The 17,453-nt window shown below is 33.6% G+C and carries 15 protein-coding genes; 3 read left to right on the forward strand and 12 right to left on the reverse strand.

Features of this window, described 5'->3' with window-relative positions:
• Positions 1–28 precede the first annotated feature (28 nt).
• From J6D32_RS05440 to J6D32_RS05460, 5 genes are all read right to left on the reverse strand, one after another.
• Positions 29–1,003, reverse strand: a complete 975-nt coding sequence (locus J6D32_RS05440; RefSeq protein WP_287467381.1) for a D-alanyl-D-alanine carboxypeptidase family protein — start codon at positions 1,001–1,003, stop codon at positions 29–31.
• Positions 1,004–1,102: 99 nt separating this feature from the next.
• On the reverse strand, positions 1,103–1,549 hold the full coding sequence (locus J6D32_RS05445; RefSeq protein ID WP_006784556.1) for a MarR family winged helix-turn-helix transcriptional regulator: 447 nt from the start codon (positions 1,547–1,549) through the stop codon (positions 1,103–1,105).
• Between the two features lie 222 nt (positions 1,550–1,771).
• Positions 1,772–1,996 carry an acyl carrier protein gene (acpP, locus tag J6D32_RS05450; protein ID WP_006784557.1) on the reverse strand — a complete coding sequence of 75 codons (225 nt, stop codon included), beginning with the start codon at positions 1,994–1,996 and terminating at the stop codon, positions 1,772–1,774.
• A 68-nt stretch (positions 1,997–2,064) separates the two neighbouring features.
• The gene (locus J6D32_RS05455) at positions 2,065–2,784 is read right to left on the reverse strand and encodes a peptidylprolyl isomerase (protein ID WP_006784558.1); all 720 of its coding nucleotides are present in this window, start codon (positions 2,782–2,784) and stop codon (positions 2,065–2,067) included.
• A 144-nt stretch (positions 2,785–2,928) separates the two neighbouring features.
• Positions 2,929–3,072, reverse strand: a complete 144-nt coding sequence (locus J6D32_RS05460; protein ID WP_155061841.1) for a hypothetical protein — start codon at positions 3,070–3,072, stop codon at positions 2,929–2,931.
• Positions 3,073–3,240: 168 nt separating this feature from the next.
• Here J6D32_RS05460 and J6D32_RS05465 point away from each other — a divergent pair, with 168 nt between their 5' ends.
• Entirely contained in the window at positions 3,241–3,903 is a 663-nt protein-coding gene (locus J6D32_RS05465) for a DUF2726 domain-containing protein (RefSeq protein ID WP_006784559.1), read from the forward strand.
• Positions 3,904–4,113: 210 nt separating this feature from the next.
• On the opposite strand, the gene J6D32_RS05470 is transcribed toward J6D32_RS05465, so the two are convergent.
• The 4 genes from J6D32_RS05470 to mgtE all read right to left on the reverse strand — a co-directional run bounded on the left by J6D32_RS05470 (position 4,114) and on the right by mgtE (position 10,085).
• The gene (locus J6D32_RS05470) at positions 4,114–6,300 is read right to left on the reverse strand and encodes a Tex family protein (RefSeq protein ID WP_006784560.1); all 2,187 of its coding nucleotides are present in this window, start codon (positions 6,298–6,300) and stop codon (positions 4,114–4,116) included.
• A gap of 327 nt (positions 6,301–6,627) precedes the next feature.
• Complete coding sequence (locus J6D32_RS05475; protein ID WP_230310396.1) at positions 6,628–8,034, reverse strand: sensor histidine kinase; 1,407 nt, start codon at positions 8,032–8,034, stop codon at positions 6,628–6,630.
• The gene (locus J6D32_RS05480; RefSeq protein WP_006784562.1) at positions 8,018–8,686 is read right to left on the reverse strand and encodes a response regulator transcription factor; all 669 of its coding nucleotides are present in this window, start codon (positions 8,684–8,686) and stop codon (positions 8,018–8,020) included. Before J6D32_RS05480 ends, J6D32_RS05475 begins: the two co-directional genes overlap by 17 nt.
• A 64-nt stretch (positions 8,687–8,750) precedes the next feature.
• Positions 8,751–10,085, reverse strand: coding sequence for a magnesium transporter (mgtE, locus tag J6D32_RS05485; protein WP_006784563.1), 1,335 nt, complete (start codon positions 10,083–10,085; stop codon positions 8,751–8,753).
• Between the two features lie 386 nt (positions 10,086–10,471).
• On the opposite strand from mgtE, the gene J6D32_RS05490 reads away from it, so the two are divergent.
• Positions 10,472–11,113, forward strand: a complete 642-nt coding sequence (locus tag J6D32_RS05490; protein ID WP_006784564.1) for an HAD family hydrolase — start codon at positions 10,472–10,474, stop codon at positions 11,111–11,113.
• A 207-nt stretch (positions 11,114–11,320) separates the two neighbouring features.
• On the opposite strand, the gene J6D32_RS05495 is transcribed toward J6D32_RS05490, so the two are convergent.
• From J6D32_RS05495 to J6D32_RS05505, 3 genes are all read right to left on the reverse strand, one after another.
• Positions 11,321–12,799: a glycoside hydrolase family 32 protein gene (locus J6D32_RS05495; RefSeq protein WP_006784507.1), complete on the reverse strand. Its 1,479-nt coding sequence runs from the start codon at positions 12,797–12,799 to the stop codon at positions 11,321–11,323.
• 2 nt (positions 12,800–12,801) lie between these two features.
• The gene (locus J6D32_RS05500; protein WP_055165257.1) at positions 12,802–14,235 is read right to left on the reverse strand and encodes a PTS transporter subunit EIIC; all 1,434 of its coding nucleotides are present in this window, start codon (positions 14,233–14,235) and stop codon (positions 12,802–12,804) included.
• Positions 14,236–14,384: 149 nt separating this feature from the next.
• Positions 14,385–15,392: a LacI family DNA-binding transcriptional regulator gene (locus J6D32_RS05505; protein ID WP_262949369.1), complete on the reverse strand. Its 1,008-nt coding sequence runs from the start codon at positions 15,390–15,392 to the stop codon at positions 14,385–14,387.
• Between the two features lie 508 nt (positions 15,393–15,900).
• Here J6D32_RS05505 and J6D32_RS05510 point away from each other — a divergent pair.
• Positions 15,901–17,373, forward strand: a complete 1,473-nt coding sequence (locus J6D32_RS05510; RefSeq protein WP_287467383.1) for an alpha-L-fucosidase — start codon at positions 15,901–15,903, stop codon at positions 17,371–17,373.
• Positions 17,374–17,453 lie beyond the last annotated feature (80 nt).

A 17,453-nucleotide genomic window follows, 5' to 3' on the forward strand; every position in this document is an offset into this window, starting at 1 on the left:
AAAATATTTCGACTCATCTTATTCTCCATTACAATTGATTTAAGAAATAATTATATAAATAAACAGCATCAAGCACGTGATATTGTGGGGTATAGGCACTTCCATCAGCGTGCGTTGTCACAAGGGCATATTCGTGTTTTCCATCTGTTGCATAGCTCGCTAAACAAAGTTGCGCCTCATGCGTATAACCTGTTTTTCCACCTAACATTTCAACACGACCAAATGTTGGTGATGATAAACGGTCAAACATTCGACTCGTAAAGACTAACATTGGCGTTGTACTCGTGACATAAGATTTAGCAGAATAAACTTCTCTAAACTTATCGTTATATAGCGCGGCCTTGACTAATACGGCCATATCTCGCACCGTTGAGTAATGATTATCGTCATGAAGTCCTGTTACATTTGTAAAGTGAGTGCTCGTCATGCCAAGTTCCCTTGCTTTTTGATTCATTAATTCAACGAAGGCCTCTTCTGAACCTGCTACATAATTAGCTAATGTTTGGGCTGCATCAGCACCTGATGGTAACATCGTTCCATATAACAAATCGTCGCCACTCACAACTTGTCCATTTGAAAATCCGGCAAGCGCGGCTCCTTCTTCATATAACTTATTAAAATCAACATCTACAACCATCGACGTATTTGGCATATTTTCAATCGCAACTAACACTGTCATCATTTTGGTCAGAGACGCTGGATATGTTATAACATCAGGATTTCTTTCATAAATGATCTCATTCGCCGTTAAATCCACCAAGATTGCATTGGAACTATAAATCCCTACCTTCACATCATCATCTGTTAAAACATAATCACTTTTAAATCCGTAACCGTAATGCAGGGAAAAGATTAAATCCTCGCGATCAGGCATATAAAAAGTACGATAATGTTTTTCTATGGTAACGTCCTCTTTAAGGGGACTTGCTTGGACAACTGGTGCTAATCCTAATAAAGTAATCGCTGCTATCGATATATTTTTTAAATTAAACCATTTAGACATAAAAAAATCAGCTCCTTATACGACTATTAAACCATATAATCGGAGCTGATACCTTGTTATTTTAATAAAAAATTATTAAATAATTCGCCAAAAAACATCTTATTGATGTTTTTCTTGTAATTTTTTGAAGAATCGATAGATACTCTCTAATGATTGAACTAAATCTTCTCGAAACTCTAAGTCTTTTAAAGCAGCATTTACTAAGTCTTCATGAAAGGCTTCATGAATTTCAAATACACTCTGACCTTTTTCCGTTAAATCTAGTAAAACCACTCGACGATCATTCACATCACGTTTACGTGTTACATAACCTTTTTCTACTAATCGGTTAACCGATGTTGTCAAAGTCCCCATTGTAATCATTAAACGTTTAGACACGGTCCCCATTGTTGATGGTTCACATTTACGAATCGCCTCAATGACATGAATCTCCGTCATCGTTACATCAACTGCATCATGCTCTTGTAAATTACGTTCCTCTAAAATTAAAATTTGATTAAAAACATCTGTTAATAGTTCATTAACAACTTTTCTTGAGCGATCCACCTATAACACCTCCCATTTCTATATGCTGACAGAAATATGATCTAGACTTATATATCAGGGATCAAAAAAATCCTCTTGTACATATCTATTAAAAGCAAAATTGCTTAAATTTTCAAAAAATAGTAACCTATTATTAGAATGGGCGAAATTAAATGATTTATGACTAGCTGTGTATAATCGGTAAAAAACTAGGAGAAAGTATCTCCTAGTTCATTTAAAAAATTATTGTTTACTTTCGATATAATCAACGATGTTTTTAACGCTTTTCATTGCTTTAGCATCGTCTTCAGCGATTTCTAAATCGTACTCTTCTTCTAATGCCATGATTAATTCAACAGCATCTAAAGAGTCAGCACCTAAATCTTCTAAAGTTGAATCAATAGTTACTGCTTCTGCATCTACACCTAATTCGTCTACAATAATTTCTTTAACGCGATCAAATACCATTTTGATTTCCTCCTTCATCTAACTATAGTACTATTATAATTAGTTTGAATTACAAAGTAAATAGTTTTTTAGGCTTTTTCTACCGTATATTTAGATTTTAAACCTTGAGTAAACGCACTATACATCTCATTTTGTTTTTTCGTCACTAAGTATTGTTTAATTTGTGGTAAAACATCAGTAAATGGCACTGTTTCTTTTTTGTCTAATAATTTAATTAAATGATATCCAAACTGAGATTTAACTACCCCAGAAATTTCTCCAATATTTAAAGCGAATGCAGCTTGTTCAAATTCAGGAACCATTTGTCCACGTCCGAAATCTCCTAAATCTCCTCCACGAGCTCCAGAAGGACAGCTTGAATGTTCGCTTGCTAATTGATGGAAATCTGCACCTTCATTAATTTGATTTAATAAATCCTCTGCTTTTGCTTCTTCATCTACTAAGATATGAGCAGCGCGAACTGTTTCTTCTTTGAATTGATCTTGGTTTTCATTATAGTAAGCTTCACACTCAGCATCTGTTACATTAATTGTTTTGAACATTTGTCCAATGCTGTGTTGGAAAATGAATTCGCGATATAATTTTTGGAACTCTTCAGTTTCAGTTAATCCAGACTCAATTGCATCTTCAACAACTAATTGACGAGCAACTAATTCATCTAATAAATCTTGTTTTTGTTCTTCAGTTGTTAAATTAATATTTTGTTGTGCGCGTAAGGCATCGATTGTTTCATTTAACATTTCTTCAGTGATTTCATAATTTTTAACTTTAGCTAATACTTTTGACATTTTTTGTACACCCTTTCGGTTTCATATATAGCATAATTGTAGTACTTATTTACCATTTAGTAAAGAAAAGCTACACTTTAAATCCTAACAATCAAAAGGATTATCGAAAAATTCACAGATAATCCTTTTTCTATATCTACCATCCTAAAAAATCTCAGTTCCTGACTCATCAAAATAGCTGACTTCCATTTCAAAATAATCTGTTCCTGCAGGGAGATTCAAATCAAAAATAGTCAGCGTTGGGAGGCCTATCTCTATCTCCTCTGATGGTAAACCTTCCTTATTCACCGTTACCTGAACTTTGGATAATTCAGTTCAACCCAAAAATATACTCCTAAATAACTTTATTTGATTACTTGTTAGTATTAAACATACATTTTTTACCACATAATAAAACAATTATCTTAAAATAATGTTAAAATTAGGGAGAGATAATCACTAGAGAGGATATGAATAATGAGCGAAAATATTGGATGTTTAGGAAGTATTCTTAATGCACTGGGACTATTACCAAAACAGAATAACAAACAAAGTAAAAAAATAGAAAATATATTTCCATATGTTTTACGGGATGATTTTTTATCAGCAGCAGAACTTAATTTTTATAAATCCTTGTCACTTGCTACTAAAGAGCTTCCAGTTAAGATTTTGTCTAAAGTATCATTAGGAGATTTATTTTTTGTTAATATAAAAGATTTTAAAATGAAACAAAGCTATTGGAATAAAATTAACCGAAAACATGTAGACTTTTTAGTTTGCGATAATGTATCTCTGAAACCATTGGTAGCTATTGAACTGGATGATAAAAGTCATCAGCAATCAAATAGAGTACAACGAGATGCATTTGTTGATGAAGTTTTTAAAGCGGCTAATCTCCCTCTTCTCCATATACCCGTCAAAAATAGCTACGCAATTTCTGAATTAACAGATTTAATACAGTCCCAAATGAAAACTAATCCTATTATTGCTAGTATTACCTCCGAAGATTATGTACCAATCTGTCCAAAATGCCAGATACCTATGACTTTACGTGAAACTAAAAAAGGCAATCATATTGGACAAAAGTTTTATGGTTGTTCAAACTTTCCAAAATGTAAAGAAATTAAACCCTATAATTAATAAAAGGAGACTAAACTAATGCAAGTTGAAGTTATAGAAACTACAGGTGGTAATATCTTCAATCAATTACTATTTTCAATTTCATCTTTAATCCCACTGGTTATGTACGGATTGATTATTTATATTCTGATACTAATCATAAAATGTTTAAAGTTGTATATTAAAAATAATTCATAATATTAAAAAGGAGCTAGCTAGCTCCTTTTTAATTTATTTAGCTTCTGGCATGATCATAGTTAACGCTAATCGTTTACGATTTAAGTCAACTGACTCTACCCATACTTTAACGATGTCCCCAACTGAGGCAACATCCATTGGATGTTTAACGAATCCTTTTTTCATTTTTGATAAGTGAACTAATCCATCTTCTTTTACACCACAGTCGACAAATACTCCGAAGTCAACAACGTTACGAACTGTCCCTTGAAGTTCCATTCCTGGTTTTAAATCTTCAAGTTTTAACACATCAGAACGTAATAAAGGTGCTGCCACCTCATCACGTGGATCACGATTCGGTGCAACAAATGCATCTAAAATATCGTTTAATGTATGTTCACCAACACCAAGCGTTGCCATTAATTTTAAGCGATCAGCTTTAGCAACTGCTGCTTTTAAGCCTTCGGTTCCTAAATCATCTTTTGTGCACCCTAAGCTTTCAAGAACTTCTTCTGCAACTTTGTAACTTTCAGGGTGAATACCCGTTTTATCAAGCGGATTTACCCCATCAATAATACGTAAAAATCCGATTGCTTGCTCATAAGTTTTAGCTCCTAAGCGTGCAACTTTCTTTAACTCTTCACGTTTTGTGAACTTTCCAACTTCATCACGGTGCTTCACGATATTATTGGCAATCGTTGAAGAAAGACCCGCTACATATTTAAGTAATGCAGGCGACGCTGTATTTACGTTTACCCCTACCTGGTTAACAGTTGTTTCAACCACGAAGTTTAATGAATCATTCAACTTAGATTGCGTTACGTCATGTTGATATTGACCTACCCCAATAGACTTAGGATCAATCTTAACCAGCTCTGCTAATGGGTCTTGAAGACGTCTTGCAATCGAAACAGCCGAACGCTCCTCAACCTGTAAATCTGGGAACTCTTGACGCGCAAGATCTGATGCCGAATAAACTGAAGCTCCTGCTTCATTCGTAATAATATAATAAATTGGATGCTTAATTTCTTTTAACACATCAACAATAAAACTTTCTGTTTCGCGTGAAGCTGTACCATTACCGATCGACACAATTTCTACTTTATGAGTATTGATTTTATCAATGACCTTAGCACGCGCCGCCGCTACTAATTTAGGGTCTGCAGTTGACCCTTTTGATTTTTCGTGAGGATAAATCACATCGATATCTAATACTTTACCAGTCTCATCAACAACTGCTAACTTACATCCAGTACGGAAAGCAGGGTCAACTCCAAGTACAACTTTTCCTTTCATAGGAGGTTGTAATAATAATTGACGCACATTCTCAGAGAAGATATGAATCGCTTGATTTTCTGCTACCTCTTTTAAACTAGCACGAATCTCACGCTCAATTGAAGGTTTGATTAAACGTTTATACGCATCCTCAATTGCCATCATCACCTGATTGGCAGCTTCCCCTGATGCATCCTTAATAAATTGCTTTGATAAATAAGTGTATACGCCTTCAGCGTTCTCTGTAATAGAAATACGTAAAATCTTCTCCGACTCTCCACGATTCATCGCCAGAACACGGTGAGGAACAATACGTGAGATAGGTTCAGAGTATTCATAATATTGTTCATAAACATGGCGCTCATCTAATGATTTATCACGAACCTTAGATTGAATTTCACCATTTTTCGTTGTATATTCACGAATCCATTTACGATAATCTGCGTTATCCGCAATCATCTCCGCGATAATATCGCGAGCTCCTTGTAAAGCCTCTTCAACAGATGCTACTTCTTCATTCACATATTTAGCTGCTTCAACTTCAATTCCTGATTGTGGATAAGTTAAAAGATACTGTGCTAATGGCTCTAAACCTTTTGCTTTTGCCATCGTTGCACGAGTTTTCTTTTTCTCCTTAAATGGACGATATAAGTCTTCAATCTCAGTTAATTTCTCTGCTTTTAAAATTTGATTTTTTAACTCTGGTGTTAACATCCCTTTTTCATCAATTAAACGAATGACATCATCTTTACGCTGTTGTAAATTAACACCGTACTCATATGTCTTAGAAATTTCACGAATCTGCTCTTCATCTAGCGCTCCTGTTACCTCTTTACGATAACGAGCAATGAATGGAACGGTTGATCCCTCTTCTAAAAGTTTTAAGACCGCATTAATTTGATTCGTTGTAATGTTTAATTGCTTCGCAATTTGCTTATATAAATCATTCATAAAATTCTGTTCCATGTTGGCCCCTCCTTTAATCACCTGTATTATTTTAGCACAAAAAAATTTCATAGTTATGTTCTGGATAATTTTTTACTATATTTATCAAAATTATAATAATATATCATAGTAGTTATCTTATTATTTTGAAACATTTATGTATAAATACAAATCAGAGAGGATCTTTAACATGAAAAAATCAACAGCCATGATTGGTGGTTTTACTTGTTTAATTATCGCGATGTTACTTTTACTTTTTGTAAAATAATGCATTTTAAAAGGTTGAGTCCAATCAAGACTCAACCTTTTTTCATCTAAAACATTTATGATATAACATCATATAAAATATCAAATTATTTTTAATTGAATCATAAATTCACTACCAATCCCTACTTCACTTTTTACACTCAGCAATCCCCCGTGAGCTTCTACAATAGATTTCGCAATCGTTAATCCAACACCAATGCCACCCGTTTCCTTACTTCTTGACTTATCCACACGATAAAATCGTTCAAAGATATGTTTCAAATCAACCTCTGGAATTCCAATACCATTATCCACAACTTTAATATAGATATGTTGCTCATCAGAATGACACATCACCGTAATCACTCCGCCTACATTTGTATACTTAGTGGCATTCGATAATAGATTGATTAACACTTGAGAAAATTTCTTCTCGTCAACTAAAGCCACTACTGGTTCAATTTGCGATTGAATCTCGATGTTTTTTTCAAAGGCTTGAACTTGATAATTATAAATGACAGACACTAACAGCTCATCTAATCGTATTTTAGATAACTCAAGCTTTGTCCTTTCGCTATCATACTTTGAAAGATGGCGTAGTTCATCTACCATCCGGCTAATCCTAACGACTTCCTCATTAATACTCATCAAACGCTCAGACGTCGGTTCCCAAATTCCCGCAATCATCACATCCAAATGCCCCTTTATCGTCGTTAAAGGCGTTCTTAACTCGTGCGCAATATCAGTCGTCAGTTGCTTCCTCAACATTTCTTGCTCATCTAAAGCCAGTGACAAATTATTAATCGATGTGATTAACTCATCAATCTCCTTAATATCGCTACGAGTCTCCACTTCCTTCTTATATTGGCCAGTCTCAATCAACTTCGCCATTCGGGACACCTTCACGATAGGAATCGAAATAGATTTTGAAATCATCGCAGAAACCACAACAATACTGCCCACTGACACAATACCAATAATTAAAATCACCTGATTAACCGTATTCAATAGCTCTAAATCATTACTCATATAATACGTCGAAGCATAATGAGTTAAATCTAGTTTTCCGACAACTTCATCTCTCTCATTATAAATATCTACTTGATAATCCTCGAGTGCATTACTCCAATCACTGTCAATGTTTTGCATATTTTGACTAATTTCATTTAACGTGTAATCGGATAGCACCTTCTCATCAGAAAACACACTCCAAAGCTCCTTGCCCGAATGATCATATACTTTAATCGCAATTCCTTTTTGAATCGCATCAATTCCTAAATTTTTAATAAAATCCATATCCCATTCATCATTTCGATAGAGCCCTCGAGCGTCAAAATTCATTAAATGATATAACTCTACTTTATTCGAATCATCTACATATCGTTCAAATGAATGTTGAAAAAGCGTTGCAACAAACAACCGAATCATAATAATCGTCACAATCATGACAAATGAAAAAATTAAAATCATTTTTTTATTAATAGGCATTCTTTTACTTTTGTAATCCAAAACGATACCCCACTCCGTACACGGTTAAGATAATTGAATCTATCTCAATCTTATGCCTTAAATTTTTAATATGACTATCAATCACACGATCAAATTTTTCAACATATCCATCAACTGCATAAGCCAGTAATTCTTCTCGAGTATACACTTTTTGAGGATGTGAACTAAGGGCCAATAAAATTTTATACTCTGTATTCGTTAAAGGAACCTCCTGTCCTTTAACCTTTAACTGATGGGATAAAGTATTTAGTTCAAAATCTGTTCCAAATTTAATTAAATCTTGATTATCTTTTTTTATCGTTCGTTTTAAAATAGCCTTTATTCGGAGTAATAACTCCATTATATTAAACGGCTTACAAATATAATCATCACAACCTAATTGAAAACCTTCAATTCGATCTTCATCTTCTATTTTGGCTGTTAGCATTATAATTGGAATATCAGACTGTTGTCTAATTTGTTTACAGATTTCTTCTCCACTCACATCAGGCAACATTCGATCAAGCAGAATCAAATCATAGGTATACTGATGAAATAAACTAAGTGCTGTTTTACCATCATGAGCAACCTCTGTTTGATACCCTTCATTATCTAAACACGCCTGTACAAATTCACAAATCTTTACTTCATCATCTACCATTAAAATACGCATCTCATCAACTCCAATCTCTCTTTTATTATAAGCAGAAAAAGCCTACAATGTAGGCTTTTTCATATTAAATTCCTAAAAGTGTGCGAGCTAACATAAAGTAAACAATTAATGCAAAGGCATCAACAATCGTTGTAATCAACGGACTCGCCATAATAGCTGGATCAAATTTTAACTTCTTAGCAATAATCGGTAAAATACTTCCCACCACTTTAGCTAAAATAACCGTAAAGAACAAACTTGCACAAACAGTAATTCCGACCATAAACTCGACATGCTCAATAAAATAAATTCTTAAAAAATTGACAACAGATAGAACAATTGCCACAACACTTCCTACTCGTAACTCTTTAAACATAACTTTTAAATAATCATGAGTCGTAATTTCACCAAGCGCTAATCCTCGAATAATTAAAGTAGAAGACTGAGAACCAGCATTTCCCCCTGTGTCCATTAACATTGGAATAAATGATGCTAAAATAACAACCGATTGAATGACTTCCTCAAACCCTTGAATGATACGTCCTGTCACCGTTGCTGAAATCATTAAAACTAATAACCAAATAATACGATGTTTAGCTAAAGATAAAACGGGAGTTTTTAAATAAGGTTCCTCGTTTGGTGCCATCGCTGCCATCTTTTGAAAATCTTCCGTATTTTCTTGCTCAATGATATCCACAACATCATCAATCGTAATCATTCCTACTAGACGGTTTTCTTTATCCACGACGGGCATCGTTACTAAATCATACGCCTTAAATAAATGTGCAACCTCTTCTTGATCAACCGATGTTTGAACTGAGATAAGATTAGTGTCCATAATATCTTCAATTATCATATCATCTTCGCTTAAAATTAAATCTTTAAGTGTCACCGATCCTAAAAGATGACGTGCTTGATCAATGATAAAACAAGTTTCTAACGTTTCCTTAGTTGTTCCAGTTTTTCGAGTATGATTAATTGCCTCTTTAACAGTCATATACGCTTTTAAATCAACAAACTCAATCGTCATAATTGATCCTGCTGAATACTGTGCATACTGTAAAAACTGATTAATCAATTCACGTTTTTGAGGAGATGTATTTCGAATCACCTTTTTAACAACATTTGCAGGTAACTCCTCAATAAAATCAACTGTGTCATCTAAAAATAACTTATCCACAATTTGTGTGACTTCTCGATCTGTAATCGACTCCACAATATGTTGTTGAGAATCTTTATCTAAATAAGAAAAAACTTCTGCAGCAATATCCTTAGGTAAAACCCTAAAAACTAAAACCAACTCTTCATCCTCAAGATCCATTAATTGATTCGCTACATCAACAGAATTCAATTCTTGTAAATACTCACATAACTCTAATAACTTATTTCTTTCAATTAACTCTTTAATTTCAATAACCATGGCTCAATCCTCCTTGGTTACCATATCCTCCACTTCATAAGATGGTCAGATATGGAACCCATCTTATTATCCTTACAACAACTCGGACTACCGTCCATACCCTCACATCCTTTCAATATCATCGGCAAAGTAGGTACATTCACAACCCACGATATTATATGACAACACTATGGAGAAATTATGTGGTTTTATTAAAAAGTTGAATCAAGCGTTTAGCCAGTCGTAAAAATGGGGGGCCCCCACGCTAGGAAATGAGCTTGCGAATTCGTAGCTTTCCTCCCTTAGTAGGGCTTTTTTGATATGAGAGATAATCTCCCTTATAACATTGCTTTATGCCATATTCATTGTTATAATCCACTTATCAAATTTAGAATGAGGGATTAGATATGAAAAAAGCTATAATATTTGATATGGATGGATTAATGATTGATAGTGAAAGAGTGACTTATGAAGAATATTGTCATAAGTTAGATCAATTAGGATATAAATTTGACGAAACACTTTATCGTCGTTGCCTAGGAAAAAATAAAAAAGGCGTTTATCAAGTATTAATAGATCACTACGGAGAAGATTTCCCAATAGATGAGGTCTGGGATGATGTTCATGTCTCATTAGATAACCGCCTAAAACTTAACACACCATTAAAAAAAGGAATCGTTGAATTACTAACGTTTCTAAAAGAAAATAACTATAAAACAATTGTAGCAACCAGTAGTGCTCGTGCTCGTGCGGATATCATTTTAAAAACAGCAAATATCTATCAATATTTTGATGATATGATTTGTGGCGATGAAGTGACTTGTGGAAAACCTCATCCTGAAATTTTCTTAACAGCCTGTGAAAAATTAGGAATAACTCCTCAGGAAGCGTTAGTTTTAGAAGACAGTGAAGCCGGCATTACAGCAGCACACGCTGGAAATATAGATGTTATCTGCGTACCAGATATGAAATATCCTGATGAAGAGTTTGCCAATAAAACAGTTAAAATTGTCGAATCATTATTAGAGGTTATTGATCATCTAAAATAAATGTGACCTCACTTTATCAATACGTAATCAATTGATTAAACCTCTGCCTCAACTGCTTTTTTATAGTACCAAAAACTAGATACTTAAAAAGATAGATTTTGTCTTGCTAATGGTACCTATAAACTCGTTAAACGTTTTCAAAAAATGATACATAAAAAAAGGTCTGTCATATTTTTGACAGACCTTTTTTTATGTATGGTAAATAAATTAAATACCATGTTTTAAAAGATACTTCTCATACTTATAGGACATTAATCCATCGCTAAAAATCTCTATATTAGTTGAATTTTCTAATGGGAATAATCGGCTTGTAAAGGCTAACTCCCCATTGTTAATAAAGATTTCAACAATACTATTATCCATTAAAACTTTAATTTCAATCTTTTCACCAATTTTTAATTCTGCTTGACGATATGTCCCAAACTCTTCAACAAACTGATGTTTTAATTCACTTCGATCAAGTGTAACGGTTTGATTTTTCTGATTAAACTCTAATACCAGACGTTCCTCTTTTGAAACTGATAGGTTTATTCCAAAAATATTTGCATCATTTGGGGTGAGTATCATATTTAACTCATATGTATTTGTATCATTTTCTAATAAAGAAAATCCTTGACATTGACCTGCTTCTGATACTTTATTGAGACGTAATAACTCAAGTTCTTTTGCTGGAATTTGAATAACCTTATTATCTTTGATTCTAATTTCTCTTGGGAATGTTAAGCAATGAGCCCATCCAAAAATATCAGTTGGATATTCAAATTCTCCTAAACCTGCCCAGGCTAATAGTAGTGTTTGATTTTCTTTTCCTTTAAAAGTTTGAGTCGCATAGAAATCAAATCCTCGCTCAAATTCATCAAATGATTCTACTTCAAATATCAATTGATCTAAATCTAACTTTCCAATTACATACGTTACATTAAATAAATTTTTATACTTCTCACCTTGTACTTCAACTCCCTGTGGTGAAAAAATCAATAAATCCTTTCCGTCAATCTCAGCAAAGTCTGGACATTCCCACATATACCCTAAATTCTGATTAAAGTTTTTTAACGTTAACTCTCCTAAAAAACTCCAATCTACTCCATCTGGGGATTGATACATAATAAAGGTTCCTGTTTCATCTAATCGTTGAGCTCCCAAAATCATATAATATTGACCATTCTTTTTAAATACTTTTGGATCACGAACATGTCCGGTATACCCTTGTGGAACGCCTTCAATCAACGCATTTGATGGATGTTTTTGAATATTCCCCTTATCATCCATAATAGCTAAACACTGATTTGCGCTTCGATTAAACTTATCTAATTTAATGTTTCCAGTGTAATACAAATACAACTGATTATTTATTTCTATAGCTGTTCCTGAATATGCTCCATGAGCTTCATAATCTTCAGTTGGTATTAATGCTACTTCTTCACGTGTCCATTCAACTAAGTTTTTTGATTTCAAATGAGCCCAATGTTTCATTCCATGTGTTGTCCCAAAAGGATACCATTGGTGAAAAAGATGATAATAACCATTAAAATATGCTAATCCATTTGGATCATTTAATAAACCAAACTCTGGATGAATATGATAAATTGGTTTCCAATTATCATCTTTTGACTTTTCTAGAAGTTGAACTAATTCTTCTGTTGTAGCTTCTAGAATTGTTCGATGTTTAGGCTCTTTGTATCTCATAATTAAGCTACCTCTCTTTTAACTTTTACTTTTCCATATACATATGTAAAGATAAATCCAGCTGATAAAGCAATTAAATGAGCAAAAATATAATTAAGATGTCCATTTCCTTCAGCTGCTACAATTGCAATTCCAGGAATAGCTGTTGCACCAAATCCAATAGCTGTTACATGTGTAAGATAAACATATGCTCCCCCTAAAGTTGCTCCTAAGCATCCTGCAATTAATGGGAATTTATTTTTTAAAGTTACTCCGAAAATAGCCGGTTCAGAAATTCCAAATAAAATTGACCCAAATGAAGAAATACAAATTTGTTTAACTTTAGCATCTTTCCAATTTAAAAGTAAGAATCCAAGAACTGCTCCACCTTGTGCAATTAAAGCAACTGACATTAATGGCATAATAAAGTTACGTCCAGTATCTGCGATTAATTGTGCCTCAACTGCTCCGATAACATGATGAATTCCAGTAATAACAATGATTTGTTGAATTCCTGCAAACAACATGAAACCAAAAATTCCTAAATTTGTTGTTGCCCATAATAATGAATAAGTAATAATATCTGCTAGAGCACGTCCTAGTGGACCAATGACTGTAAATAATAAGAATGCTGCAATCACTACTGTTGCTAATGGTGCAAAGAATAATTTAACCATATCTGGAATTTTTTTGTTAAAGAAAATATCAAGTTTAGCCGTAATGAATCCCATCATTAAAGCAATGATAATCCCACCTTGAAATGCAACTAATTCTACATTTAGTCCAAAAATATTAATAACTTCGGGATCAACTGTTCCATTTCCAACAGAATAAGCATTTGCTAAATCAGGATGTAACATAATTGCTCCAATAACTAATCCAAGAACAGGTGTTCCACCATAACGTCTTGTTGCTGAATAAACAACTAACATTGGTAATATTGTAAAGATTCCTGTTGAACAAATTGATATGAAGCGATTAATTCCAGCTAAAGATGGAAACATCTCAATCACAGATTGAGGACCAAAAATTCCTTCTTGCCCAAGTAAACCTGTCAATCCCATCAATAGGGCTGCAGCTAATAAACCTGGAATGATATCTACGAAAACGTCAGATAACGATTTAATAGCTTTTTGAAATGCATTCTGTTTCTGTACTGATTGAGCTTTAACATCACCTAAAGACATTCTTTCTGTTCCACTAACTTCTGTAAAGACATCATAAACATTATTAACTGTTCCTGCGCCAAAAATAATTTGCAATTGATCTCCTGCCACAAAGACCCCTTTAACTAATTCTAATTGCCCAATTTGATCTAAATCAGCTAATGAATTATCAACTAAGACAATTCTTAATCGTGTTGCACAATGCGCTACTCCTTGTATGTTTTCTTTTCCACCAATTAACGTTAATAATTCTTCTGAAATTTTTTGATAAATTTCTTTTTTGTTAGACATATTTCATTTCTCCCCTCACCATAGGAACCGGTTCCACCGATTACGAAAATAATATAACACAATAATTACCATATAGCAACCCCTTTCGGTAAGCATTTACAAAAAAAAAAGACAATCAGGTTTTAAAAACTAGATTGTCTTTTTTATCTTTATTTATGCTTTACACTTTTTGATTTGATTAACTGATAGCCAATAACCTGTAGTTCTGCAACATCTCTTCCTTCCATTAGGTCTATAATCGTTTCAGCGGCTAAGTGTCCTGTTTTCTCATTTTCAAATTTAATTGTCGTCAAAGGTGGTGTAACTAAAGTTGCCAAATCATATCCTCCAAAACCTGTAAGTGATATATCTTCTGGTACACTTAAATTATGTCGTTGAATAGCTTTTCTAGCCCCTAATGCTATTCGATCTGTAGCACAAATAATTGCACTTGGTTTACTATCTTTTAAAGCATCGTTGACTATTTTCTCAGAAAGTTCACTTGTGAAATCTGACTCCATTATACGAATATTCATCAAATTATTTTGGTAACGTAATCCATCCAAAACCCCATTACGACGATTTATTCCTACCGCAGTATCATCTTTTGATACGCCCAAATAAATAACATCCTGATGCCCCATCTCTTGAATATATCTCCCTACTTCAAACCCTGCATGATAATCATCATTAACAATTGAAGTAACTCCATCACAGACTTGTCCAATCATTAAAAATGGAACCTTTAACTGACTAATTACATCTCGATGAGCATCTTTAATTTCGGTCGCTACTAAAATAATTCCATCTACTTTTAATCGTGCTAAATTTTCGATACTTTCAATTTCTAAATCTTTTCGTAAACTAGTATTTATAATTAATGGATTGTATCCATTTTCTCTTAAGGTTGTATCAATGGCCATAATTACTTTTGATGTAACAATAGAATCTAACCCAGGGGCTATGATTCCAACAAATTTTGTTTTTTTTGCTTTTAGACTCTGTGCAAAAGCGTTTGGTTCATAATTATGCTCTTCAATAACTCTCCTGATTTTTTCCTTTGTTTCTTCACTCACTTTGCCATTGTTCAAGTAACGAGATACAGTACTTTTCGCTACCCCAGCGATTTCAGCTATATCTTTAATTGTTAAGGCTTTATTCATCCTTCTCCTCCTAATAACCCTTACTAAAAATTAAAACAGTTTTATCTCTTTAATTATAGATTATATTTTGCTACTTTGATATGCTAATTAAATAGAAGAACAAAAATAAATACCATCTAATTTATAAAATATTAGATCGTATCCTGATTCCTACAAAAAAAGAACCGATAGCTCCCTATCGGTTCTTTTTTTAGTGATGGTTTAAACATACTTCTCTACAACTTATGTTATAAATCAAAGCTTTATGACTCTTTTTTTCATTGCATTACTTTTTCATAATACTAAAATACTTTGTATAAAATATGTAGAAAAAGACGAATTGATGTAGAAAAAAAACTTTCCATGTCATCATTATACTAATAAGTAATTATATACCCTATAGACTGGAATATCCTCTTTTAGTGAATTAAGATTATTTTTCAAATAAAATCCTCTCTAGATATTAATCTTGTCATAAAAATCCATATAAATTTATATTCGCTTTTCATATAATGATGATAGCGCTATAAAAGGGGGGATCAATATGGACAAACAGTCTTATCTTAAACTAATTGATGAGGTCATTGAACAAGGACCATTCAAAGACACGTGGGAATCTCTTGAACAATACGACGTAGCAAAGTGGTATCAAAAAGCGAAGTTCGGAATCTTTATTCACTGGGGGCTCTATTCTATTCCGGCATTTGGAAGTGAGTGGTATTCAAGAAATATGTATATTCAAGGTAGTAAAGAGTACGAGCATCATATTAAAACATATGGGCCGCAAAAAGAATTTGGGTACAAAGATTTCATTCCGATGTTTAAGGCTGAAAAATTTGATCCTGAAGTTTGGGCAGACTTATTTGAAAAAGCTGGGGCGCGATATGTCATGCCTGTCGCCGAACATCACGATGGATTCCAAATGTATAAAAGTGATCTCTCTCCATTCAACTCATATGAAATGGGACCTAAACGTGATATTTTAGGTGAATTATCTCAGGCATTTGAAAAACGAGGTATTAAAGCCTGTGCCTCATCTCATCGAATTGAGCATTGGTTTTTCATGGGAGAGGGGAAAAAATTTGATAGTGATATACATGATCCTTTAGCGTGTGGCGATTTTTATTGGCCTGCCATGCCTGAGCCTGATCACTATGATTTATTTAGTGAACCTACCCCAACAAAAGAATTTTTGGAAGATTGGTTACTCAGATGTTGTGAATTAGTTGATAAATATCACCCTAAAATCATTTACTTTGACTGGTGGATTCAACATCATGCTGTTAAACCCTACCTCAAAAAATTCGCTGCTTACTACTACAATCGTGCACATGAATGGAATGAAGAAGTTGCTATTAACTATAAAAATGATGCGTTCATGTTTGGTAGTGCTGTTATCGATATGGAACGTGGTCAATTTAATGAACCCAAACCAAACTTATGGCAAAGTTGTACGTCTGTTGCAAGAAACTCTTGGGGATATACTGAGGATAATGACTATAAAACAGCAAACGAAATCATTTGTGACCTTGTGGATATCGTGAGTAAAAACGGGTGCCTACTATTAAATATCGGACCAAAAGGAGATGGCTCAATTCCAGAAGAAGATAAAAAACTCCTACTCGAAATTGGAGACTGGCTAAAAATCAACGGCGAGGCCATTTACGACTCTAAGGTTTGGCGGTACGCATCAGAAGGTCCAACCAAAGTATCAGAAGGACAATTTTCAGATACAACGAGCAAAAAGTTCACTCCTAAGGATATTAGATACACCGTGAACAACAATGCCATCTACGCAACGGTCCTAAACTATCCTGAAAATGGACAAGTCAAACTCACCTCTTTTGCCAAAAAAGATCCTTGTTTCGTCCCATGCTTCCACGGCATTATCAAAGATATTGTTGCGCTAGGATTTGACGAGGAAATCAAATGGAATCATAGTACGGATGCCCTTGAGATTAGTACAACTACTATTCAAAGTGAGCTCCCTGTTGTTTTCAAAATTATTCTCGATTAAAAAATCAAAAGCATTAACCTGATATCGGCTAATGCTTTTTTATATGATTAAATTAACCCAAAATGTTTACAAGCATGGTA

This window comes from Turicibacter sp. (assembly GCF_017941855.1).
Lineage (GTDB): Bacteria > Bacillota_I > Bacilli_A > MOL361 > Turicibacteraceae > Turicibacter > Turicibacter sanguinis.

Coding starts and splice junctions, on each gene's coding strand:
- J6D32_RS05465 (WP_006784559.1), top strand. CDS start 3,241: ATGAGCGAAAATATTGGATGTTTAGGAAGTATTCTTAATGCACTGGGA.
- J6D32_RS05440 (WP_287467381.1), bottom strand. CDS start 1,003: ATGTCTAAATGGTTTAATTTAAAAAATATATCGATAGCAGCGATTACT.
- J6D32_RS05480 (WP_006784562.1), bottom strand. CDS start 8,686: ATGCGTATTTTAATGGTAGATGATGAAGTAAAGATTTGTGAATTTGTA.
- J6D32_RS05500 (WP_055165257.1), bottom strand. CDS start 14,235: ATGTCTAACAAAAAAGAAATTTATCAAAAAATTTCAGAAGAATTATTA.
- J6D32_RS05490 (WP_006784564.1), top strand. CDS start 10,472: ATGAAAAAAGCTATAATATTTGATATGGATGGATTAATGATTGATAGT.
- J6D32_RS05470 (WP_006784560.1), bottom strand. CDS start 6,300: ATGGAACAGAATTTTATGAATGATTTATATAAGCAAATTGCGAAGCAA.
- J6D32_RS05495 (WP_006784507.1), bottom strand. CDS start 12,799: ATGAGATACAAAGAGCCTAAACATCGAACAATTCTAGAAGCTACAACA.
- acpP (WP_006784557.1), bottom strand. CDS start 1,996: ATGGTATTTGATCGCGTTAAAGAAATTATTGTAGACGAATTAGGTGTA.
- J6D32_RS05455 (WP_006784558.1), bottom strand. CDS start 2,784: ATGTCAAAAGTATTAGCTAAAGTTAAAAATTATGAAATCACTGAAGAA.
- mgtE (WP_006784563.1), bottom strand. CDS start 10,085: ATGGTTATTGAAATTAAAGAGTTAATTGAAAGAAATAAGTTATTAGAG.
- J6D32_RS05510 (WP_287467383.1), top strand. CDS start 15,901: ATGGACAAACAGTCTTATCTTAAACTAATTGATGAGGTCATTGAACAA.